General features: G+C 68.9%; 20 protein-coding genes. 15 read left to right on the top strand and 5 right to left on the bottom strand.

The window, feature by feature from the left end; translation table 11 throughout:
* Window positions 1-98 precede the first annotated feature (98 nt).
* The 4 genes from ACWAT3_RS02825 to ACWAT3_RS02810 all read left to right on the top strand — a co-directional run bounded on the left by ACWAT3_RS02825 (window position 99) and on the right by ACWAT3_RS02810 (window position 4,201).
* Entirely contained in the window at window positions 99-461 is a 363-nt protein-coding gene (locus ACWAT3_RS02825) for a YraN family protein (RefSeq protein ID WP_460795695.1), read from the top strand.
* On the top strand, window positions 458-1,987 hold the full coding sequence (locus ACWAT3_RS02820; protein ID WP_460795694.1) for a YifB family Mg chelatase-like AAA ATPase: 1,530 nt from the start codon (window positions 458-460) through the stop codon (window positions 1,985-1,987). The genes ACWAT3_RS02825 and ACWAT3_RS02820 overlap by 4 nt, the downstream gene beginning before the upstream one ends.
* Complete coding sequence (gene dprA / locus ACWAT3_RS02815) at window positions 1,984-3,192, top strand: DNA-processing protein DprA (protein WP_460795692.1); 1,209 nt, start codon at window positions 1,984-1,986, stop codon at window positions 3,190-3,192. The genes ACWAT3_RS02820 and dprA overlap by 4 nt, the downstream gene beginning before the upstream one ends.
* A gap of 106 nt (window positions 3,193-3,298) precedes the next feature.
* On the top strand, window positions 3,299-4,201 hold the full coding sequence (locus ACWAT3_RS02810; RefSeq protein WP_460795690.1) for a tyrosine-type recombinase/integrase: 903 nt from the start codon (window positions 3,299-3,301) through the stop codon (window positions 4,199-4,201).
* A 9-nt stretch (window positions 4,202-4,210) separates the two neighbouring features.
* On the opposite strand, the gene ACWAT3_RS02805 is transcribed toward ACWAT3_RS02810, so the two are convergent.
* Window positions 4,211-4,717 carry a murein hydrolase activator EnvC family protein gene (locus ACWAT3_RS02805; protein ID WP_460795689.1) on the bottom strand — a complete coding sequence of 169 codons (507 nt, stop codon included), beginning with the start codon at window positions 4,715-4,717 and terminating at the stop codon, window positions 4,211-4,213.
* Window positions 4,718-5,014: 297 nt separating this feature from the next.
* Between ACWAT3_RS02805 and rpsB the strand changes: the two genes are divergently transcribed.
* The 9 genes from rpsB (at window position 5,015) to ACWAT3_RS02760 (ending at window position 11,699) form a co-directional block, all read left to right on the top strand.
* Window positions 5,015-5,896 (top strand): 30S ribosomal protein S2, encoded by an 882-nt coding sequence (gene rpsB, locus ACWAT3_RS02800; protein ID WP_460795688.1) that lies wholly within the window; start codon window positions 5,015-5,017, stop codon window positions 5,894-5,896.
* Window positions 5,897-5,939: 43 nt separating this feature from the next.
* Complete coding sequence (gene tsf, locus ACWAT3_RS02795) at window positions 5,940-6,767, top strand: translation elongation factor Ts (RefSeq protein ID WP_460795686.1); 828 nt, start codon at window positions 5,940-5,942, stop codon at window positions 6,765-6,767.
* A 93-nt stretch (window positions 6,768-6,860) separates the two neighbouring features.
* The gene (gene pyrH, locus ACWAT3_RS02790; protein WP_460795685.1) at window positions 6,861-7,577 is read left to right on the top strand and encodes a UMP kinase; all 717 of its coding nucleotides are present in this window, start codon (window positions 6,861-6,863) and stop codon (window positions 7,575-7,577) included.
* Between the two features lie 71 nt (window positions 7,578-7,648).
* Complete coding sequence (gene frr / locus ACWAT3_RS02785; protein ID WP_460795684.1) at window positions 7,649-8,203, top strand: ribosome recycling factor; 555 nt, start codon at window positions 7,649-7,651, stop codon at window positions 8,201-8,203.
* A 6-nt stretch (window positions 8,204-8,209) separates the two neighbouring features.
* The gene (locus tag ACWAT3_RS02780) at window positions 8,210-9,334 is read left to right on the top strand and encodes a phosphatidate cytidylyltransferase (RefSeq protein WP_460795682.1); all 1,125 of its coding nucleotides are present in this window, start codon (window positions 8,210-8,212) and stop codon (window positions 9,332-9,334) included.
* 20 nt (window positions 9,335-9,354) lie between these two features.
* Window positions 9,355-9,921 (top strand): DivIVA domain-containing protein, encoded by a 567-nt coding sequence (locus tag ACWAT3_RS02775; RefSeq protein WP_460795681.1) that lies wholly within the window; start codon window positions 9,355-9,357, stop codon window positions 9,919-9,921.
* 48 nt (window positions 9,922-9,969) lie between these two features.
* Window positions 9,970-10,680, top strand: a complete 711-nt coding sequence (locus tag ACWAT3_RS02770; protein WP_460795679.1) for an aggregation-promoting factor C-terminal-like domain-containing protein — start codon at window positions 9,970-9,972, stop codon at window positions 10,678-10,680.
* A gap of 12 nt (window positions 10,681-10,692) precedes the next feature.
* Complete coding sequence (locus ACWAT3_RS02765; RefSeq protein ID WP_460795678.1) at window positions 10,693-10,980, top strand: hypothetical protein; 288 nt, start codon at window positions 10,693-10,695, stop codon at window positions 10,978-10,980.
* Between the two features lie 2 nt (window positions 10,981-10,982).
* Window positions 10,983-11,699: an alpha/beta hydrolase gene (locus ACWAT3_RS02760; RefSeq protein ID WP_460795874.1), complete on the top strand. Its 717-nt coding sequence runs from the start codon at window positions 10,983-10,985 to the stop codon at window positions 11,697-11,699.
* Window positions 11,700-11,705: 6 nt separating this feature from the next.
* Here the strand turns inward: ACWAT3_RS02760 and ACWAT3_RS02755 are convergent, their stop codons facing one another.
* A complete protein-coding gene (locus ACWAT3_RS02755) occupies window positions 11,706-12,758 on the bottom strand; it encodes an AI-2E family transporter (RefSeq protein ID WP_460795677.1) in 1,053 nt (350 codons plus the stop codon).
* Between the two features lie 175 nt (window positions 12,759-12,933).
* Here ACWAT3_RS02755 and ACWAT3_RS02750 point away from each other — a divergent pair, with 175 nt between their 5' ends.
* On the top strand, window positions 12,934-14,847 hold the full coding sequence (locus ACWAT3_RS02750; RefSeq protein WP_460795675.1) for a glycosyl transferase: 1,914 nt from the start codon (window positions 12,934-12,936) through the stop codon (window positions 14,845-14,847).
* Complete coding sequence (locus ACWAT3_RS02745) at window positions 14,844-15,785, top strand: tetratricopeptide repeat protein (protein ID WP_460795674.1); 942 nt, start codon at window positions 14,844-14,846, stop codon at window positions 15,783-15,785. The genes ACWAT3_RS02750 and ACWAT3_RS02745 overlap by 4 nt, the downstream gene beginning before the upstream one ends.
* A 13-nt stretch (window positions 15,786-15,798) precedes the next feature.
* Here ACWAT3_RS02745 and glgB read toward each other — a convergent pair whose 3' ends face one another.
* Genes glgB through glgX form a run of 3 tightly spaced genes read right to left on the bottom strand, consistent with a single transcriptional unit; the run spans window position 15,799 to window position 22,205 of the window.
* Window positions 15,799-18,003: a 1,4-alpha-glucan branching protein GlgB gene (gene glgB, locus ACWAT3_RS02740; protein ID WP_460795672.1), complete on the bottom strand. Its 2,205-nt coding sequence runs from the start codon at window positions 18,001-18,003 to the stop codon at window positions 15,799-15,801.
* Window positions 18,000-20,072 (bottom strand): alpha-1,4-glucan--maltose-1-phosphate maltosyltransferase, encoded by a 2,073-nt coding sequence (locus ACWAT3_RS02735; RefSeq protein ID WP_460795671.1) that lies wholly within the window; start codon window positions 20,070-20,072, stop codon window positions 18,000-18,002. The genes glgB and ACWAT3_RS02735 overlap by 4 nt, the downstream gene beginning before the upstream one ends.
* Window positions 20,073-20,132: 60 nt before the next feature.
* Window positions 20,133-22,205: a glycogen debranching protein GlgX gene (glgX, locus tag ACWAT3_RS02730; protein WP_460795669.1), complete on the bottom strand. Its 2,073-nt coding sequence runs from the start codon at window positions 22,203-22,205 to the stop codon at window positions 20,133-20,135.
* Window positions 22,206-22,276: the final 71 nt, after the last annotated feature.

The raw sequence follows: 22,276 nt of genomic DNA, 5'->3' as shown, positions 1-22,276 counted from the left end.
CTGCACAGGACGACGACCGAGCGGGATTCCCCCCGAACGCCGTAGATTCCGCCGGTTCGGCGTACGCACGGTGACCTGTGCGCGACGACGCTGTCGACATGGCAGCGAAGGACGACCTCGGCAGAGCGGGTGAAGAGCGCGCGGCGGCGTACCTGCGCGGACGTGGCTACGACGTGCTCGACCGCAACTGGCGGTGCCCGACGGGCGAGATCGACATCGTCGCGACGAAGGCCGGGATGCTGTGCGTCGTCGAGGTCAAGACGCGCACGTCGCTGCGGTTCGGGCACCCGTTCGAGGCGCTCGACGACCGCAAGGTGCGACGTCTCTGGCGCCTCGCGCACGCCTGGGTCGATGCGCACCCGGGAAGGGCCGGTCATCACCGCGTCCGACTCGAGGCCATCGGGATCGTCGGCTCGGACCCCAGTGAGGGGATGCTGGAGCACCTGGTGGATCTGCGATGACCGCCGTCCGCACCTGGGCGGTCGCGCTGACCGGCGTCGACGGTCACATGGTCGAGGTCGAAGCCGACCTGTCGAACCAGCGGCCCGATTTCCGGATCATCGGGCTTGCGGACCGCTCGCTGGGTGAAGCGACGCAACGCGTGCACAACGCGTGCAAGAACGCCGGGTTGGAGCTCTCCACGCGCCGACTGACCGTGAACCTGTCACCGGCGAGCCTGCCGAAGCAGGGATCGGCGTTCGATCTCGGCGTGGCCGTCTCCGCATTGGCGACCAGCGGCTCGCTGGACGCGGCATCGATCGCACGCACCGTGCACATCGGCGAGCTCGGACTGGACGGGCGGCTCAGGCCGGTTCCCGGCGTGCTTCCCTCCGTGTTCGCCGCTCAGCGCGCCGGCTTCGCGCACGTCGTCGTTCCGCACGCGAACGCGGAGGAAGCACGCCTGGTGGCCGGCATCGAGGTGCGCGCCGCCACCACGCTGGCTGAGGTCGCCGTGTGGCACGGTGCCGAGGTCGAGATCCCCGATGTCGAGCCGATCAGGGCTCCGGCGGCGACGGAGGAGCACCCCGACGACGTCGATCTCGCCGACGTGATCGGCCAGGAGGATGCCGTCGAGGCGCTGCTGACCGCGGCAGCCGGCGGACACCACCTGCTGCTGAGCGGCCCTCCTGGCGCAGGCAAGACGATGCTGGCGCGCAGGATACCGGGCATCCTGCCAGAGCTCACCGACGACGAGGCGCTCGAAGTCGCATCCATCCGCTCGCTGGCGGGACTCCCGGTGCACTCGCTGAACCGCGTGCCTCCGCTCGAGGCGCCGCATCACAGCGCTTCGTCGATGGCGCTCGTGAGCGGCGGTTCCCGAGTGGCGCGTCCCGGAGCCATCGTGCGTGCGCATCGTGGCCTGCTCTTCCTGGACGAAGCAGCGGAGTTCAGCAGGCAGGCGCTCGATTCGCTGCGCCAGCCGTTGGAATCGGGATCCATCGACATCCAGCGGGCCGGGTTCACTGCGCGATTCCCCGCACGATTCCAGCTGATCCTCGCGATGAACCCGTGCCCGTGCGGGAACTACGGCGTCCGCGGGGCCGACTGCACCTGCCCGCCGAACGCCATCCGACGCTACGCCGGGCGCCTCTCCGGTCCGCTGCGCGACCGGATCGACATCGACCTTCAGGTCAGCAGGGTCGCCGCGTCGCGGGCGACCGCGGGCGAACAGTCTGCACTCACCTCCCGGGTCGCACGTCAGCGCGTGGCCGAAGCGCGCTCCCGCGCCGCCCTGCGCTGGACGGATACGCCGTGGCGCGTCAACGCCGAGATCCCCGGCACCTGGTTGCGTCAAGGCATGCACAGGCTTCCACCGGAGGACCGCGCAGCGCTCGACCGTGCACTGGAGCGCGGTGTGCTGACGCTGCGCGGGTACGACCGCGTGCTGAGACTCGCGTGGACAATCGCTGATCTCGCCGGTCGTGATCGTCCCGGTCGCGAGGAGATCGGACGAGCCCTGTTCCTGAAGAGAGGACTGATCACATGATGGAGCGATTGAGTCGGGACGCCGCACTCCGCGACCGGGTCGCGAGGCTGCGGCCGGATGCCGACGCGGACGAGGCTCTCGCACGGGCGGCCTGGTCCGTCATCGCCGAACCGGGAGACGGCGTCGCCGGAGCCCTCATCCAGGAGCTCGGCGCGCCGGCGGCACTGTCGGCGGCATTGGGTGAGGTGAAGCGCCCGCGCGCGGAGGCCGCCGCGGTCGACGCTCTGGGCGGTGCCGGGGGAGCGAAGCTGCTGCATCAGGGGCGCACCCGTTGGCGACCACGCGCGCACGTCGACGACGTCGGGCGCTCGCTGGCGGCCGCGTCAGGGATCGGCGCGGCTCTGCTACTGCCCGGCACTGTCGGCTGGCCGACGGATCTCGACGATCTCGGGGTCCACGCCCCGGCGCTCCTCTGGGTCCGCGGAGACCCGGAATGCCTCACCGTGCAGCCTGGCGTCGCACTCGTGGGCGCGCGCGCCTCCACGTCGTACGGCGAATCGGTCACGGCCGACATCGCCGGGGACCTCGCGGTGGGAGGAGCGCTCGTGGTCTCCGGCGGCGCGTACGGCATCGACGGAGCCGCGCATCGAGCGGCGCTCGGCGTCGGCGGGAAGACTGTCGCCTTCCTGGCCGGAGGAATCGACCGTGCCTATCCTGTCGGCCACCATCAGCTCTTCGAGCAGATCGTCCAGGCAGGCGCCGTGGCAGCTGAAGTGCCGTGCGGAACCTCGCCGACGAAGTGGCGGTTCCTCGCGCGCAACCGGATGATCGCCGCTCTCGGTCGGGTCACGGTCGTCGTCGAAGCCGGCTGGCGCAGCGGTTCGCTGAACACCGCCGGGCACGCAGCGTCGCTCGGACGCCCTCTCGGGGCGGTGCCCGGTCCGGTTACGAGCGCGGCGTCGGCCGGATGCCATCGTCTGCTGCGCGAGTACGACGCACGCTGCGTCACGACCGCGGCCGAGGTGCGCGAGCTGTGGGGAGAGATGCCCGCGGTCGACGCAGCGGACGTGCAGAGAACCGACCCGGACACCACCCGCCTCCTGGATGCCCTGAGCACCCGCACCGCCCTGCCACCACACGAGGTCGCTCGCAGATCCGGACTGGGCGTGGACAGGGTACGTGGTCTTCTCGGGATACTCGAGCTGGACGGCGTGACGTCGCGCGGCGAGGAGGGCTGGCTGCGGAAGGTGCCGGCGAGCCGATGAGCGGACGCCCAGCCGTGACCGTCGGCGCCTCCGACCCGATCCGTCGTCGAACGGCCATTCGGCGGGGCGAGTCGTCTGGTGCGCGGAACCGGGCCATCCTGGAGGCATGGATCTCATGGCGGCGGCGGAGGCGTTCGCGACGCATCTCGCGACCGTTCGCCGACTCTCGCCGGCGACGGTGCGCGCGTATCGATCCGATCTGCGCGATCTCGCAGCATCCGTGGGCGACGTGGCGATCCGCGACGTCGATCTGGATGCGCTGCGCGAGTGGCTCTGGCAGGCGACCCAGCGCGGGGATGCCCGGAGCACGCTCGCAAGACGAGCGGCCGCGGCACGATCGTTCTTCGCGTGGGCGAAGGACGAGGAGCTCCTCTCGATCGACCCGAGCCTGAGGCTGATCACGCCCAAGCAGGGCCGTTCGCTGCCGACGGTCGCGTCACGCGACGGGATGCGTGCGCTGCTCGATGCGCAGCGGTCGCTCGCGGCGGACGGCGACCCCGCAGCGCTCCGCGACCACGCGATCCTCGAGATGCTCTACGCCTCGGGCATGCGCGTGTCCGAATTGTGCGGGCTGGACGTCGACGATCTCGACCAGGACCGCGCAACGGCCCGCGTTCTCGGCAAGGGATCCAAAGAGCGTGTCGTGCCCTATGGGCGTCCCGCCCGCGACGCGGTCGGCGCATGGATCACACGGGGAAGACCCGTGCTGGCCGCGCGTTCCGCATCGGCGTCGCCTGCGGCCTTCCTCGCGCCGCGCGGAGGCCGGATCGGCCCTCGGCTCGTGTACGCCCTGGTCGCTCGGACTCTCGGTCCGGTCGTGGGGGCCGAGAACGTGGGCCCCCACGCTCTGCGCCACTCCGCCGCGACCCACCTGCTCGACGGCGGCGCCGACCTGCGCGCCGTGCAGGAGATCCTGGGTCACGCGAGCCTCGGGACGACGCAGATCTACACGCATGTCTCCACCGAGCGCCTGACGGAGTCGTACCGGCTCGCGCACCCGCGCGCGTGAGCAGTCGACTCAGAGCGGATCGCAGCACGGCAGCAGGACGGCGCGCTCGATCGGACCGAACATGATCATGGGGTCGACGTAGGCGCCGTGCACCCGCAGCCCGAGGTGCAGCGTGCCCTGCGCCGCATGCCCGCCCGTCGAAACTCTACCGATCACGTCTCCGGCCGCCACCTCAGCGCCGGAAACCACGGTCGCGATCACGGGTTCGAACGTCGTCACGAGGCCGCCACCGTGATCGATGGTGATGAGAGGTCGGTCGACGACCGTGCCGACGAAGGCCACGACGCCGTCTGCCGGCGCACGCACCTCGCCGGTCGCGGCGATGTCGATGCCCCGATGGCCGGCGCCGTACTCGTGCGCCGGGGCGACGAACGGCTCCACGACGGTCCGGCGGCCCGCCACCGGCCAGACCCAGTGCGCATCGCCGGATGCCGGTGCCGCGCCGAGGATGCTGAGCACGAGCACGAGTGCGACGACGGTCGATGCTCGAAGCAGACGGTGCGAGAAGACGGGCATGATCCCATCGTGCGCGCGCTGGACGGCGGGGAGAACGGCTGAACCCGACGGCGGTGCAGAACTCACGCGTCACCTGGGCTGTGCAGGGCGAGTGCGCCGGGCGGATCGGGTACACTTGTCCTCGCACCTCGATTCCGGGGTGACTACGCGTGCCCAGAGCGACTTCGGTCGCGGCATCCACTCCCGCAGGTCCTGCTCGATGAGCAGGTGGGTGTGCGCCGGGCACCAGGCTCGACGACCGATCGGTCGTCGTAATGAACCTCAACGGCGCGAGAGCGCCAGAACAAGGAGACGACCATGGCTGTGGTCACCATCCGTCAGCTGCTCGACAGCGGCGTGCACTTCGGACACCAGACCCGTCGGTGGAACCCGAAGGTCAAGCGCTTCATCCTCACGGAGCGCAGCGGCATCCACATCATCGACCTCCAGCAGTCGCTCGGCTACATCGACAAGGCGTACGACTTCGTCAAGGAGACCGTCGCGCACGGCGGCACGATCCTCTTCGTCGGCACCAAGAAGCAGGCGCAGGAAGTCCTCGCGGAGCAGGCGACCCGTGTCGGCCAGCCCTTCGTGAACCAGCGCTGGCTCGGTGGCCTCCTCACCAACTTCCAGACGATCGCCAAGCGTCTGGCTCGCATGAAGGAGCTCGAGGAGCTCGACTACGAGAACCCGGCCGCTTCGGGCTTCACCAAGAAGGAGCTGCTGCTCAAGAAGCGCGAGCTCGACAAGCTGCACAAGTCGCTTGGCGGCATCCGCAACCTCTCCAAGACGCCGTCCGCCCTCTGGGTCGTCGATGCCAAGCGCGAGCACCTCGCGATCGATGAGGCCAAGAAGCTCGGCATCCCGGTGATCGGCATCCTCGACACCAACGCGGACCCGGACGACTTCCAGTACCCGATCCCCGGCAACGACGACGCGATCCGCTCCGTCTCGCTGCTGACCCGCATCATCGCGGATGCCGCGGCCGAGGGCCTGCAGCAGAAGCACAACCCCGAGCAGGGCGACGCTGAGCCGCTGGCCGAGTGGGAGCGCGAGCTTCTCGAGGCCAACGCCGCTGAGGCCGCTGTCGAGGCCGAGGTCGCCGCAGAGGCCGCTGTCGAGGCCGAGGTCGCCGTCGAGGCTGCGGTTGAGGCCGAGGTCGTCGTCGAGGCCGTCGAGGCCGCTGACGAAGCCAAGTAATCCCGCGAACACCCACACATCACGAAGCAAGGAGCCGCCACACATGGCCAACTTCACCATCGCCGACATCAAGGCGCTGCGTGAGCAGCTCGGTACGGGAATGGTCGACACCAAGAAGGCGCTCGAGGAAGCCGAAGGCGACCGCGAGAAGGCCGTCGAGATCCTCCGCCTCAAGGGTGCGAAGGGCAACGCGAAGCGTGCTGACCGTTCCACCAGCGAGGGTCTGGTCGTCTCGCGCGAGCAGGACGGCGCCGTGACGCTCGTCGAGCTCGCGTGCGAGACCGACTTCGTCGCGAAGAACGAGCGTTTCATCGCGCTGGCAGACAAGGTCGCCGACGCCGTGGCCGCCGTCAAGGCGAACACGGTCGACGAGGCACTCGCCGCCGATGCGTCCGGCCAGACCGTCGATCAGCTGATCGCGGACGAGGCTGCGATCATCGGGGAGAAGGTCGAGCTGCGTCGCGTGCGCACCCTGACCGGCGACAACTTCGAGGTCTACCTGCACCGCACCAGCAAGGACCTGCCGCCGCAGATCGGTGTGGTCGTCGCCTACACGGGTGCCGACGCCGAGACCGCGCGCAGCATCGCCCAGCACATCTCGTTCGCGAACCCGTCGTACCTGTCCCGCGAGGACGTGCCGGCGGCGGATGTCGAGAAGGAACGCGAGATCGTCACCGAGATCTCCCGCAGCGAGGGCAAGCCGGAGGCGGCACTGCCCAAGATCGTCGAGGGCCGTGTCACCGCGTTCATCAAGCAGGTCGCACTGCTCGAGCAGGACTACGCCAAGGACAACAAGCTGTCCGTGGCGAAGGTCGCGCAGGACGCCGGTATCACCGTGACGGACTTCGCGCGCTTCAAGGTCGGCGCGTAACGACGTCGAAGGGGTTCGGATCCGTCAGGGTCCGAACCCCTTCTTCATGCCCAGAAGGCACTATCTTGATTTTCGGGACGAGAGGATTCACCCATGACTGAACGAACCGGACGCCGCCGCGTCCTTCTCAAGCTCTCCGGCGAGGCATTCGGTGCCGGTCAGCTGGGCGTCAATCCCGACGTGGTGAGCCAGATCGCCCGTGACATCGCTGCAGCGGTCGACCAGGTCGAGATCGCGATCGTCGTCGGCGGCGGCAACTTCTTCCGTGGCGCGGAGCTCAGCCAGCGCGGCATGGACCGCGGGCGCGCCGACTACATGGGCATGCTCGGGACCGTGATGAACGCCCTGGCACTCCAGGACTTCCTCGAACAGGCCGGCGCCGCGACGCGCGTGCAGTCGGCCATCGCCATGACGCAGGTCGCCGAGCCCTACATTCCGCGTCGCGCAGAGCGCCACATGGAGAAGGGTCGCGTCGTGATCTTCGGCGCCGGCGCCGGTCTGCCGTACTTCTCCACCGACACGGTCGCCGCGCAGCGCGCGCTCGAGATCGGCGCGCAGGAGGTGCTCGTCGCCAAGAACGGCGTCGACGCGATCTACACCGCCGACCCGCACAAGGACGCCTCGGCGACCCGCATCGACCAGGTCACGTATCGCGATGCGCTGCAGCGCGGACTCAAGGTCGTCGACTCGACGGCGTTCAGCCTGTGCATGGACAACAACATGGACATGCGCGTCTTCGGCATGGAGCCGGAGGGCAACGTCACCCGCGCGCTGCTCGGAGAGACCATCGGAACGCTCGTCACCTCCTGAGCGTCGCGCACGGGTGCTGCGGCATCCGCCCAGATAGAATTGCCAGAACACCCCAGACGATTGGAGTCGCCGTGATCGCGGACGTCCTCGCAGAAACCACCACCCGGATGACCAGGGCGGTCGAAGCCGCAAAGGAGGACTTCGCGACGGTGCGCACCGGACGGGCGAACCCGCAGCTCTTCCAGAAGGTCATGGTCGACTACTACGGCTCGCCGACGCCGCTGGCACAGCTGGCTTCGCTCGCGAACCCCGAGGCGCGTTCGCTCATCGTGACCCCGTACGACAAGTCCGCTCTCAAGGCGATCGAGCAGGCGATCCGCGACATGCCGAACCTCGGCGCCAACCCGTCGAACGACGGCAACATCGTGCGCGTCACGATGCCGGAGCTGACCGAGGAGCGCCGCAAGGAGTACGTCAAGCTCGTGCGCACCAAGGGCGAGGATGCCAAGGTGCACGTCCGCGGCATCCGTCGCAAGGCGAAGGACGAGCTGGACGGCCTCAAGAGCGACGTCGGCGAGGATGACCTCGCCCGTGGCGAGAAGGAACTGGACGCGCTCACGCGTCAGCACGTCGATCTGATCGACGAGGCGCTGAAGCGCAAAGAGGCCGAACTGCTCGAGGTGTGAGCTGGAATGACTGACGACTCCGGGGGCCTGCCGCCGAATGACGCGCCCGCTGGGCGCGGCGAACGGCGACGCGATGCGGCTCCGACGCCGTTGAGCGACAGCGCCTTCCCCGGATTCGATGCGGCGGTCGTGCCGCCGAAGCCGGTGCTTCCCGTCGAACCGCCGATCGGCATGTCGACGGGGGAGCACAACGCGATCCGTGAGCAGTGGCGCGCCAAGCGCGGTGAGTTCGAGAACCATGTGTCGCATGCGAAGGACCAGCTCGATCAGGCGAACGAGCGCATCAAGGAGCGCACCGGACGCGACCTGGTCGTCGCGATCCTCATCGGTCTGGCGGCCGGGGCGATCCTGCTCGGATCGCTGCTGTTCATCAAGTGGCTCTTCGTCCCGATCGTGCTCGCGATCGCACTGCTGAGCATCTACGAACTCGGTCTCGCCCTTCGAGGAGCGGGACGGCGGGTCGACATCATCCCGCAGCTCGTGGCAGGTGCGCCGCTGGTGCTTGCGGGCTACTTCGCCGAGCCTTGGCTGTGCTGGGTGGCGCTGTTCGCGTCCGTCTCATTCGTCATCGTCTGGCGCCTTGTCGCTCAGATGATGGAGCAGGACGGCCGCACGTACGGCGACGTCCTCGCCGATGTCGTGGTCGGCGGCTTCGTCCAGGTGTACGTTCCTTTCCTCGCGAGCATCGCGCTGATCCTCCTGTCCCAGGAGGGCGGGCAGTGGTGGGTGCTCGCGTTCATCGCGATCGCGGTCGCCGCCGACACCGGCGCCTACGCATCCGGACTCGCGTTCGGCAAGCACCCGATGGCGCCGCGCATCAGCCCGAAGAAGACCTGGGAGGGCTTCGCCGGTGCCGTCGTCGCGGCCGCCGGTGTCGGAGTGCTCCTCGCGCTGTTCCTGCTGGAGATGCCCTGGTGGGCCGGCGTGATCCTCGGCGCTGCCGTCCTGCTCTCCGCGACGCTGGGCGACCTGGCCGAGTCGATGCTCAAGCGCGACCTCGGCATCAAGGACATGAGCTCCTGGCTGCCAGGACACGGCGGACTGCTCGACCGGCTCGACAGCATCCTGCCGTCGACGATTCCGGCGCTGACGCTCTACTTCCTGCTGTCGCCCTGGGCGACGCTCGGATGACGTCGAGTACGGTGGATGACGTGACAGATCTGCAGAGCAAGCCGGCGTCGTCGGCATTCACGCTGACGACGGGCCGCACCCGTGGCTACCATCCGGCAGCGGTGGAGACCTTCCTCGCCGCGGCCAAGGCGAGCTTCGAACGCGATGACGACACCCTCTCGGCCGAGGACGTCAGGGTCGCGTCCTTCCCCATGGTGAAGAACGGCTACGCGGTCGCCGAGGTCGATGCGGCTCTCAGTCGAATCGAGGATGCTTTCGCCGCACGGGTCCGCGACCGCGTCGTGCGCGCGGACGGCGCGACGGCGTGGGTCGAGCAGGCCAGGGACGAGGCCCAGATCATCCTCGACCATCTCGCTCGCCCGAAGCTGCACAAGTTCGCCAGGGTCGGCTGGCTCACCTACGGGTACCGTGCCGAAGAAGTCGATCACGTCGCACGGCGCATCGTCCGGTATCTCCGCGACGGCGACGAGCTCTCGGTCGAGCAGCTGCGCTCTGCGGCCTTCCGGATGCAGCGCGGCGGGTACCGGGAAGAGCAGGTCGATGCGCTGATGGACGCGACGATCGAGGTCATGCTCGCGGTCCGCTGACCGCTTCCATGGTCTCCCCAGCGACCCCTGGGCTAGACTGTGCCTATTGTGAGTTCATCCCACGAGTCCGAAGAGATCGTCGCAGCGACCGTTCCGAGTCGTAGCGACATCGTCTCCACCCCGAAGCGCCCCGCGACCACCCGCGCCCGATGGTCGCGCCGTCGTGGGGTCGCCGGTACGTTCGCGGCGATCGCGGTCGTCGGCTTCGCTGCAGCCATCGTCGCCCCGACGGGGTTCGCCCTCGCCGACCCTGTGGACTCGGCTCAGGCGCAGACGACGGTGTATTCGCTGGCCGCGGATGAATCGCAGGACCTGCGCGTGACGGTCGAGGGCGCGACCTTCGCGCCCGTCGACCGCGGCACGTACGAGGTCTACGTCACGCCGAAGCCGACTCCGACGCCCACACCGAAGCCGGCGTCATCGGGCAATCGCTCCAGCGGCAGCGGCAGCGGCAGCGGCGCCCGACCGCAGTACACCGGCGGCGGGTCGCCCGCCGAGTGGATGGCGGCCGCGGGCATCGCCCAGAGCGACTGGGGCTTCGTCGACTACATCGTCTCGAAGGAGAGCGGCTGGAACCCGAACGCGGTGAACCGCTCGTCGGGAGCGAGCGGTCTGGTGCAGGCGCTGCCGTGCGGCAAGGTTCCCGGCAACTGCTTCGATCCGGTCGACAACCTGCGCTGGGGCAACGGGTACGCCACCGGCCGCTACGGCAGCTGGGAAGGCGCATACAACTTCTGGCGGAGCAACCACTGGTGGTGACACCGCTCTGCCATGCCCCGATCCCGTAAGCGGCGCCCGGAGCGCTCGAGTACCGACGACGCCTTCGATCGCCTTCTCGCGGGGTGGAAGCGCACCGAGACTCGGCGCGGCCGGGAGTGGATCGTCCAGCCGGTCTCCGCGCTGCAGGCGCAGAAGGAGTACGTCTGCCCCGGATGCGGGCAGGGCATCGCGCCGGGGACGGCGCACCTGGTCGCCTGGCAGGCCGACGGGGTGCTGGGAGAGGCCGCCGACCTCGCCGCCCGCCGTCATTGGCACACGCACTGCTGGCGGCTCGGGTGAGCATCGAGATCCGCGGGCCGCTCGAGCTGCCTGCGCGTCGCGAGGAGATCGAGCTGCGCACGGCTGACGGTCTCGTCCTCGTGGGCGAACTCGCGGTGCCGCACGACCGGGCACCGGTCGCGACGCTCGTCACCCTGCATCCGCTGCCGACCGCCGGCGGCTTCATGGACTCGCACATCATCCGCAAGGCGGCCGGCCGTCTGCCGGCACTCGCGGACCTCGCCGTCCTGCGCTTCAACACCCGTGGCACGCGGTCGCCGCACGGAACGAGCGAAGGGTCGTTCGACGGCGGCCGGGCCGAACGGCTGGACGTCGCCGCGGCGATGGCCGTCGTGCACGATCGCGGTCTGCCGACGCCGTGGCTGCTCGGCTGGTCGTTCGGGACGGAGCTTGCGCTGAAGTACGGTCGCGAGCACGACGTTGCCGGAGTGATCCTGCTCTCGCCTCCGCTGCACCGCGTGACCGACGAGGAGATCGCGGCCTGGGCCGGCGACCCACGACGCGTCATCGCCCTGATCCCCGAGTTCGACGACTATCTGCGTCCGGCCGCGGCGCACCAGCGCTTCGCGTCGATTCCGGATGCCGTGCTGATCCCGATCGACGGGGGCAGGCATCTGTGGGTGGGGGAGACCCAGACACGCCAGGTCCTCACCGAGATCGTCGCCGCAGTGAACCCCGAGGCGCTGCCGCTGCCGACCACGTGGCCCCCGGCATCCTGAGCGATCTCAGCGTTCGTTCATCCGCGGGATGACGACCTGCCGGTAGATGATCAGGATGCTGGCCGCGACCGGGATCGCGATGAGCGCCCCGAGGAGCCCGAGCAGCGAACCTCCGGCGAGAGCCGCGACCACGACGACGGCACCGGGCACCGAGACCGCCCTGCTCATGATGCGCGGCGAGATGACATACGCCTCGATCTGCATGTAGATGAGGTAGTAGATTCCGGCGGCCAGCGCGGTCGCGGGGGACCCGAGCCCCGGAATCAGGCAGGTGAGCACGATGATCGTCGAGCCCGTGAGCGTTCCGACCAGCGGGATCAGCGAGAAGAAGAACGCCACGACGGCGAGCACGGCGGGGAACGGCGCGTCGATGATCGTGAGGTAGACCGCGCTCAGCACGCCGTTGATGACGCCGAGGGACACCTGGCCCATGACGTAATAGCCGACCGAGTCGGTGATCTGATCGGCCAGGTCGATGAAGCGCGGGCGCTTCGACGCCGGGACCAGCTGGTAGACGGAGCGCTTGAGCGACGGCGTCGACGCGGTGAGGTAGATGGTCAGGATCAGCACGATGAAGGCGCCGAAGAGCCCGTTGACGACGGCGAGGCTCGCATTGATCACCCCGCCGGTGATGTTGCCCACATTCGCCAGCAGCCAGTCCTGCGCCTCCGTGAGCACCCGGTCGATGTCCAGCGCGGGGAACAGATCGCCGAGCCAGGTGCGCAGATCGGCCCAGATGTCATTGCTGCTCTGCACGAGAGCGGTGATCTGCTCGACGAGCTGCGTGACCTGCGAGATGATGATCGGCAGCACGATGAGGACGATTCCGGCGAACACGCCGAGCACCGCCACGATGGTCACGAGGACCGCGAGCCAACGGGGGAGCTTGCGCCTCTCCAGCCAGGAGATCAGCGGATCGAGTCCGAGACTGATGAACAGGGCCGTGCCCAGGTACAGCAGCACCGTGGACAGCGTCTGCACGCTGCCGATGAGCAGGATGCCGAGACCGACTCCGAGCGTCGCCACCAGTGCCGTGCGGAACGGATTGTGCAACTTCATGACGGCTCCTCGGAGAACAGGTGAGGCCAGCGTATCCAGTCGACACAAGCCAGAGCCGCAGACCTGCCGAGCGCGCGTCGGCGATCTGCTTGGGACAATACTCAGGTGATTTCGCTAGTCTGAAACGTCGAGCGATGATCCGGGACCCTTCCGGATCACGTAAGGAGATCTTTTCGTGCGATTCGTATGGGCCGTCGTGGCCTTCGTCCTGGCCACGCTCCTGATCGGTGCGGGGATCGCTCAACGCACCCTGTTCCTGGGCCCCTCCAGCGAAGAGCTGGTGCTGGAGACCTCGCAACCGGAGCCGTACACGCTGATCGACGGTGCCGTGCTGCGGACCCAGCCCGGTGTGCAGAGCCTCATCATCCGCGGCGAGGGAGAGCTGTTCGCGGCCTACGGGCGCACAGCGGACATGGAGGCGTGGCTCTCCGACGCCACGTACAACTCGATCACGCTGGACGAGGACGGCGCACCGGTCACCACGGTCGTCGAGCCGGAGCAGGCCGAGGATGCCCAGGGCGACGCGACGCCGACCCCGACCGCCACGCCGTCCGAGGACCCCGCAGCCGCAGCAGTCGGCCGCAACCCGGCCGGCTCCGACCTCTGGCTGGACTCGTTCGCCGAGCAGGACCAGATCATCTCCGACTCGCAGCTGCCCGAAGGCACCAGCATGCTCATCGCGCGGGACGGCACCGAACCAGCCCCCGATGACATCGTCGTCTCCTGGCCGCTGGACGACTCGACGCCGCTGGCCGGCCCGCTGATGGCCGCGGGCGGTCTGATGCTCGCGATCGGGATCGTGCTGTACATCCTCGGCATCCGTCACCAGCGCCGTGGCCGCGGCCCGCGCCGCAAGGGCCCTGGCCCGCTGCCGGTCACCGAGCCGATCGACGTCGCCATCGACAAGGTTCCCGAGCGCGAGGCGATCGAGGACAAGCCGTCGGCGGATGACGCGGCCGAGCCCGCATCGGACGCGACGCCGGAGCCGAAGCCGGAGGAAGGCACGGCCAAGCGGGTCGGCCTGACCCGTCGCCGCCGTCTCGCCATCCCGGCGCTCGCGCTGGTCGCCGTCGTGGCGACCGGATGCTCGGCCGACTCGTGGCCGCAGTTCGGCGCAGAGACGGCGACGCCGTCGCCGACCCCGACGGTGATCGCCCCGGAGAACCAGAAGCCGCCGGCGGTGACCGAAGCCCAGGCGAAGCGGATCCTCGAGAGCATCTCGGGCACGGTGGCCACGGCGGACACCGAGCTCGACATCGACCTCGCGGCGACGCGCCTCGACGGTGCGGCGCTGACCGCACGCCGAACGGACTACACGCTGCGCGGCGCGATCGCGGACCGTGCGGCCCCGGCCGTCATCCCGACGGACGACGTCGAGATCCTGCTGCCGCAGGCGACCGACGCATGGCCGCGCACGGTGCTGATGCTCTCGAAGAGCAGCGAGGACGACTCGGTCGCGCCGGTCATCATGACGATGAAGCAGCAGGACCCGTGGTCGAATTACAAGGTGTCCTACCTCGCCGAGATGCAGGCATCCGTCGAACTGCCCGCCCTCGCGCCGGCATGGGCGGGGACGACCCTCGTTCCGCCGGACACGACCTTCCTCGCGCTCGCTCCGAACGAGCTGGCTGCGGCGTTCTCGGACGTCGTGGATGCCGGAGACCAGAGCGCCTCGTACGACCTGTTCGACGACGGAACGCACGAGCTGGCCACGACCATTCAGGCGAGCAGGCAGTCCGTCGTGGACAGCCTCGCCGAGAAGAAGGCGGCCGAGACGTCGAAGGCCGAGTTCGGCATGGAGCCCGCGGCCGACGAGCCGGTGTCGATGGCCACGCTGGACAGCGGTGCGATCGTGTCGGTCGCCGTGCTGGACAGCGAGACGATCACGCCGACCTCGGCGGAGGCCGTCATCAAGTTCGGCGACGACCCCGTGGCGAAGGCGCTCACCGGCGTCGACCAGTCGGCCAAGGGCGTCAAGACGACGTACAGCATGCAGCTGTTCTTCTCGGTTCCGACCCAGGTGTCGGGGGAGCAGATCCGTCTGCTGGCGGTTCACCAGGATGTTCTGAGCGTGGAAGTGATCAAATGACCGACATCTCTCCGGCAGCCCTCCGCGGCGCCGTCGACCTGTCCGCCCTCCGCAACCGTCCGGCCGCGCCGCCTGCTGAGGGTGCCGCACCGACGGGCGACGTCGCACCGGCATCCGGAGCGCTCATCCGCGACGTCACCGATGAGACGTTCGGCGAGGTCCTCGAACTGTCGCGCACTGTGCCCGTCGTCGTCGATCTGTGGGCCGAGTGGTGCGGACCCTGCAAGCAGCTCAGCCCCATCCTCGAGAAGCTCACCCAGGAGCTCGCGGGCCGCGTCGTCCTCGCCAAGGTCGACGTCGACGCCAACCCGCAGCTCGCGCAGGGCTTCCGCGCGCAGTCGATCCCGATGGTGGTGGCCCTCGTGGCCGGACAGCCGGTTCCGATGTTCAACGGGGCCGTTCCCGAGGAGCAGGTCCGCCAGGTGTTCGACCAGCTCCTGCAGCTCGCGGCGCAGAACGGCGTCACCGGCGTGCTGTCCGTCGGAGACGAGCAGCCGGACGCTCCCGTGGCCGAGGAGCCGCCGCTGCCGCCGCTGCACGCCGAGGCGTTCGCGGCGATCGAAGACGGCGACTACGCGACCGCGATCCGCGCGTACGAGAAGGCACTCGCGGAGAACCCCCGCGACGACGAGGCGCGCGCCGGGCTCGGCCAGGTGCGTCTGCTCGATCGCGTCCAGGGGCTGGATCTGCAGCAGGCGCGCGCGGCCGCTGCCGCAGCGCCCCAGGACGTCCAGGCCCAGTTCGCCGTCGCCGATCTCGATATCGCCGGTGGGCACGTGGACGACGCATTCGGCCGCCTGCTCGACCTGTTCGCCGCACTCGGAGCGGAGGAGCGGACGCCGGTGCGCGAGCGCCTCGTCGAGCTGTTCGGTCTGATCGGCGCCGACGACCCTCGCGTCGTCAGCGCGCGCACGCGGCTGTCGTCGCTGTTGTTCTGAACCGACCAGCGCGTCAGCCGTGCGACACGGTCGGCACGTGCGGATCCGGCTGGTGGCGCAACCACAGCGTCGACAGCGCCGGCACCGTGACCGCGGCGATCGGCACACCGGCATCCTGTTCCGGATGCGCGACGACCATGCCGAGGTTGCCGGCGTCGTAACCGCCGAACGCGGCGGCATCCGTGTTGAGCACCTCCTGCCAGACGCCCTCGACGCTGAACGCGAGCGGTAGGGCGGTGCGGGTCGTGCCCGAGAAGTTGCTGACGACGACCAGACGACCGCCGTGCGCGTCGCGTCGCTCGAAGGCGATGACGTTCGGGTCCCAGGACGGCGCGCCCATCCGGGTGAACGATGAGGCGTCGCCGTCGCGCTCCCACAGCGGGGCCTGCGCGCGGTAGGTAGCGTTGAGCGAGCCGACGAAATCCAGGAGCTGGCGATGCGCCGGCTGGTCCAGAAGCCACCAGTCCAGCTCCCTGGACTCGGACCATTCCGAGAGCTGCCCGAACTCCTGCCCCATGAACAGGAGGTTCTTGCCGGGATGGCCCCACATGTACGCGAGATACGCTCGCGCGTTCGCGAGCTGGTGCGTGTGGTCACCGGGCATCTTCGCCACGAGGCTGCGCTTGCCGTGCACGACCTCGTCGTGGCTGATCGGGAGGACGTAGTTCTCGCCGAACGCATACACGAACGAGAACGTCATCTCGCCTTCGTGGTGCGAGCGGTGCACGGGGTCACGCTCGATGTAGACCAGGGAGTCGTTCATCCAGCCCATGTTCCACTTGAACCCGAAACCGAGACCGGCGTGATCGGTCGGCGCGGTGACGCCGGGGAAGCTCGTCGACTCCTCGGCGATCATGACGATCCCGGGGTGCAGGCGGTAGGCGGTCGCGTTCGCCTCCTGCAGGAATCGGATGGCCTCGAGGTTCTCCCGCCCGCCGTGGATATTGGGCTCCCACTCGCCGTCGTTGCGCGAATAGTCGAGATAGAGCATGGAGGCCACGGCATCCACCCTGAGCCCGTCGATGTGGAACTGCTCGAGCCAGTACAGCGCGTTCGCGACGAGGAAGCCGCGCACCTCGGTGCGGCCGTAGTCGAAGATCAGAGTCCCCCAGTCCTGGTGCTCGCCGCGCCGCGGATCGGGATGCTCGTACAGCGCTTCGCCGTCGAAGCGGGCGAGGGCGAAGGCGTCCTTGGGGAAGTGGCCTGGCACCCAATCCAGAATCACGCCGATTCCCGCCCCGTGGAGGCGGTCGATGAGGTGGCGGAGGTCGTCGGGGGAGCCGAAGCGGCTGGTCGGGGCGTAGTAGCCGCTGACCTGGTAGCCCCAGGACCCGCCGAAGGGGTGCTCGGCGACGGGCATGAACTCGACGTGCGTGAACCCGGTCGCCTTCACGTGCTCGATGAGCGGCTCGGCCATGTCGCGATAGCCGAGGCCGTTCCGCCAGGAGCCGAGATGGACTTCATAGACCGACATCGGCTGGGCGACGGCGTGGGTGGCGGCGCGGCGCGTCATCCACGCCCCGTCCTGCCAGGTGTAGGCGGATGCCGTCACGACGGATGCCGTCTCCGGCGGGGTCTGGGCGAGCTGCGCCATCGGGTCCGCCTTGAGGATCCAGCGGCCGTCGCGGGTGAGGATCTCGAACTTGTAGCGCGTACCGATCGTGACATCCGGGATGAACAGCTCCCAGATGCCGCTCGCGCCCAGCGAGCGCATCGGATGTCCGACCCCGTCCCAGCCGTTGTGGTCTCCCACGACGCGTACCGCGCGGGCGTTCGGCGCCCACACAGCGAAGGCAGTGCCCAGCTCGGAGCCGTGCGCCTTCGGGTGCGCGCCCAGCGCGTCCCACAGGCGCTCATGGCGCCCCTCGGCGATCAGGTGCAGATCCATGTCGCCCAGCGTCGGAATATGCCGGTACGGGTCACCGGTGACCGTCTCGTCCTCGCCGTACACCGCCGCGACCCGGTAGGCCACCGGCGGGCCTTCGTGCCTCGCCTCCCATATGCCATGGGCGGTATGCGTCATCGGCAGGCGTTTCCCGTCCGCGAAGACGACACTGACCTCGTCGGCGAGCGGGCGACGAACACGAATCGTCGTGAGCGTGCGACCTGCGGCATCCTGGGACGGATGCGCGCCGAGCACGTCGTGCGGGGCATGATGCGCGCCTGCGGCGATCTGCGCCCAGTCCTCGGCTTCGGTGACGTCCTCGACGTAGCTCATGATCGCTCCTTCACTGCCAGGATGTGCACGGGCTCGGCGAAGGCGTCGAGCCGCACGTAGTCGTGATCGGTCCAGGTCCAGACCTGGCCGGTGACGAGGTCCTCCACGTCGAACGGCTCACCGGGCGCGATGCCCCAGACGCGCGTGTCCAGATGAACCGTGGTCTCCCGCACCGAATGCGGATCGACATTGGCGACGACCAGCACGGTGTCCGAGGAGCCTGTTCCCGTGAAGGCGGCATCGAGATGCTTCGAGAACACCAGCACGGCGTCGTCGTCGCTCCAGTGCACCGCGAGGTTGCGCAGCTGACGCAGTGCCGGATGGTCGCGACGGATCTCGTTGAGTCGGCGCAGATAGGGCGCGAGCGAATCGCCTGCCGCCTCAGCCGCCGCGAAGTCGCGCAGCTTGTATTCGTACTTCTCGTTGTCGATGTTCTCCTCGGCGCCGGGGCGAGCGACGTTCTCATACAGCTCGTAGCCGGCGTAGACGCCGTACGTGGGCGCCGCAGTCGCCGCGATCGCCGCACGGATCCGATAGGCGGCCCTGCCGCCGAATTGCAAGTACTCGGTGAGGATGTCCGGCGTGTTGACGAAGAGGTTCGGGCGCAGGTAGTCCGCGGTCTCGGTGGCGAGCGAAGTCAGGAACTCCTCGAGCTCCGCCTTGGTGTTGCGCCACGTGAAGTACGTGTAGCTCTGCTGGAATCCGGCAGCGGCGAGGCCGCGCAGCGGAGCCGGACGGGTGAACGCCTCGGCGAGGAACACGATGTCAGGGTGGCGTTCGGTCACGCGAGCGATCAGCCACTCCCAGAACCAGAGGGGCTTCGTGTGGGGGTTGTCGACGCGGAAGATCCTCACGCCCTGCGCGATCCAGTGCTCGACCACGCGCAGCACCTCGGCGCAGATGCCCTCTGGATCGTTGTCGAAGTTGACGGGGTAGATGTCCTGATACTTCTTCGGCGGGTTCTCGGCGTACGCGATCGTGCCATCGGGGAGCGTCGTGAACCACTCGGGGTGCTCGCGCACCCAGGGGTGATCAGGGGACGCCTGCAGCGCGAGGTCGAGTGCGATCTCGAGCCCGGACTTCTGCGCGGCGCGGACGAACGCGCGGAAGTCAGCCAGCGTGCCCAGGTCGGGATGCACGGCGTCGTGGCCGCCGTCGGCCGAGCCGATGGCCCAGGGCGACCCAGGATCGTTCGGACCGGCGTCGAGCGTGTTGTTCGGCCCCTTGCGATGGCTGCGGCCGATCGGATGGATCGGCGGCAGATACACCACGTCGAAGCCCATCTCCGCGACAGCGGGCAGTCTCCGGACAGCGGTGCGGAACGTGCCGCTGACGATCGTGCCGTCCTTCCGGCGCTTGGCGCCCTCCGAACGCGGGAAGAACTCGTACCAGGCCCCGACACCGGCCCTGGTGCGCTCCACCAGGATGCGCTGCTCGTCGGATGCCGATGCCAGCGAGCGAACGGGCCGCGCCGAGAAGAGTCGGGCGAACTCGGCGCTGCGTGCTGCTTCCTGCGTCACCGCGGCATCCGCCCCGCCGAGGTCGCGCGCGGCGGCGCTGAGTCGACGTCGTTCGGCGGCTGGTCGGTCCTTCTCGGCCGCCGCGCGTGCGAACAGCTGCGCTCCGGATGCCGTCATCACCTCGACATCCACGCCGGCGTCGATCTTGACCGCGGCGGCGTGCGCCCAGGTCGCGTAGTCATCGGCGAAGGCTTCGAATCGGTAGCGCCACAGCCCGCGGTCGTCGAGCGCGATGTCCACGGTCCAGCGATCGCTGCCGTCGTTCAGCGGAGCGAGACGATGCAGCGTCTCGGTACCGTCCGGTGCCGTGAGGCGCACGTGCACGCCGATGCGATCATGCCCCTCGCGGAATGCGATGACGCTGAACGGCACCACCTCGCCGGAGAACGCCTTCGCGTCGAATCCACCGGGGACGAACGGACGGGGATCCGACAGAGGGAGGCGCCCGACGCGCGTCGACTCAGGCGTCGCGGTCGCCGGAGCGGACCGCAGGGGGATCTGGGCGAGGCTCCTCAGAGCCTCGGGACGGGATACCGTGCGTGCGGCCATATCCCGAATGTACCGCTCCTGCGCTCTCGGTGACACCGGCGCGCGAGCGGGCTCGCCGAGTCACTCCACGCGGAACAGATGCATCGACGTACCAGGCACCGGAAGGACGTCGCCGGGGGCGAGGATACGCTGCTCGGCATCCGGGTGCTCATCGGCGCTCGACCAGAGCGATATGAACTTCGTCGCGCCTTCGACGGCATCCGGAAGCGTGATGTCGATCGGCGTCTCGGTGCCGTGCACGATGAGCAGGATGCGGTTGAAATCCTCGGTGTCAGGAGTGGATGCCGCGACGTACTGCAACGTCCGGTTGCCCGGATCCGTCCACTGCTGCTGCTCCATCGTCTCGCCGTTCTGGTCGTACCAGTCCATGACGCTCGCGTTGGGGATGTGCTCGCCCAGCCGGGCGTAGCGGCTGGGCCGCAGCGCCGGATTCTCGCGGCGCAGCCGGGTCAGCGTCGTCACATGGGCGCGGAGGTCCTCCTGCCACGGCTCGAACTCCCAGCTCAGCCAGGTGAGGGCCGAGTCGTGCGCATACGCGTTGTTGTTCCCGCGCTGAGTGCGCCCGTTCTCGTCACCGGCGGTGAGCATCGGGATGCCGGCCGACAACAGGACGGTGCCGAGCAGATTGCGCATGGCCTTGCGCCGTGCGGCGAGGATGTTCGGGTCGTCCGTCGGCCCCTCGGCGCCGTGGTTGAACGCACGGTTCATGTCCGCGCCGTCGTGGTTGTTCTCGCCGTTCGCCTCGTTGTGCTTGACGTCGTACGAGACGAGATCGTGCAGCGTGAAGCCGTCGTGCGCCGTGACGAAGTTGACGCTCGCGAGCGGACCCCGCTCGGCGGCGAACGTGTTCGACGAACCGGCGAGGCGGGTCGCGAACCCGCCGATGCCGACCGGTGCCGAGGCGCGTCGCGCGTAGTCGATGTCGCTGAGCCAGAAGTTGCGGACGCGATCGCGGTAGCGGTCGTTCCATTCCATGTAGCCCTCGGGGAAGTTGCCGGTCTGCCAGCCGCCCAGGCCCACGTCCCACGGCTCCGCGATGAGCTTCGCATCCGCGAGTGCGGGGTCCTCGAGGATCGCCCGCAGCAGCGGGTGGTCGCGGTCGTATTCGTGGCCGGCGTTGCGGCCGAGAGCCGCCGCGAGATCGAACCGGAAGCCGTCGATCTGCATCTCGTTCGCCCAGTACCGCAGCGAATCGAGGACCAGGCGCGCCGCGGCATCCGTCGAGGTGTTCAGTGTGTTGCCGCAGCCAGTGGTGTCGATGTACGCGCCGTCCGGCTGCTGACGGTAGTAAGACGCGTTGTCGATGCCGCGCAGGCTCGAGCGCGGCCCGCCGATTCCCTCCTCGGAGGTGTGGTTGTACACGACGTCGAGGACCACCTCGAGGCCGGCCTCATGCAGCAGACGCACCATGCCCTTGAACTCGGAGAGCACGGCCTCCGGTCCCTCCTTGCGCGCGTCGTCACTGGCGTACGCGGCGTGCGGGGTGAAGAAGTTGAGTGTGTTGTAACCCCAGTAGTTCGTCAGGCCGCGCTCGAGCAGGCGAGGCTCCGGCACGAACGCGTGGATCGGCAGCAGCTCGATCGTGGTGACCCCGATCGAGTGGAAGTACTCGATCATGGCGGGGTGCGCGAGCCCGGCGTATGTGCCGTGCAGCGCAGGCGTGACTCCCGGGTGGCGCTTGGTGACGCCCTTGAGATGGGCCTCGTAGATCACGGTGCGATCCAGCGGGATGCGCGGCTTCGGCACGCCGCCCCAGTCGAAGCCGTCGGCGATGACGACCGAGCGCCATTCCTCGTAGCCGTCGCCCTGGGCGAGACCGCGCGCGTAGGGATCCAGCAGCAGGGTCTCGGGGTTGAACGTGTTGCCTGGGCCGTGCGGTCCGCCGACGCGCAGTGCGTACCGGGTGCCCGGCTGCAGCAGGTCGGTCGTGACCTCCCACACGCCGCCGGGGCGGCGATCGAGTGCGGCGGTGTCGGTGACCCAATCCAGGTCGGATTCATCGAACGTGACGAGCTCGACGGATGACGCGTTCTGCGACCAGACGCGCAGCGTGGCTGCGCCGTCGTGCATACGGACGCCGAGGTTGTCGAGGTTGTTTCCGCCGGGAACGGAGAACGGACGGGACGCGGGCATGAGTAACACCCTAGGCGGGTTGTGTTGCCGTCTCATGTCAGGCCGCACTCAGTTCCACCCTCGGCAGTAGC

The sequence above is a fragment of the Microbacterium sp. GXF0217 genome (assembly GCF_054798195.1).
The sequence above is the reverse complement of the archived record's forward strand: the minus strand, read 5'-3'. Positions and strand labels throughout refer to the sequence as shown.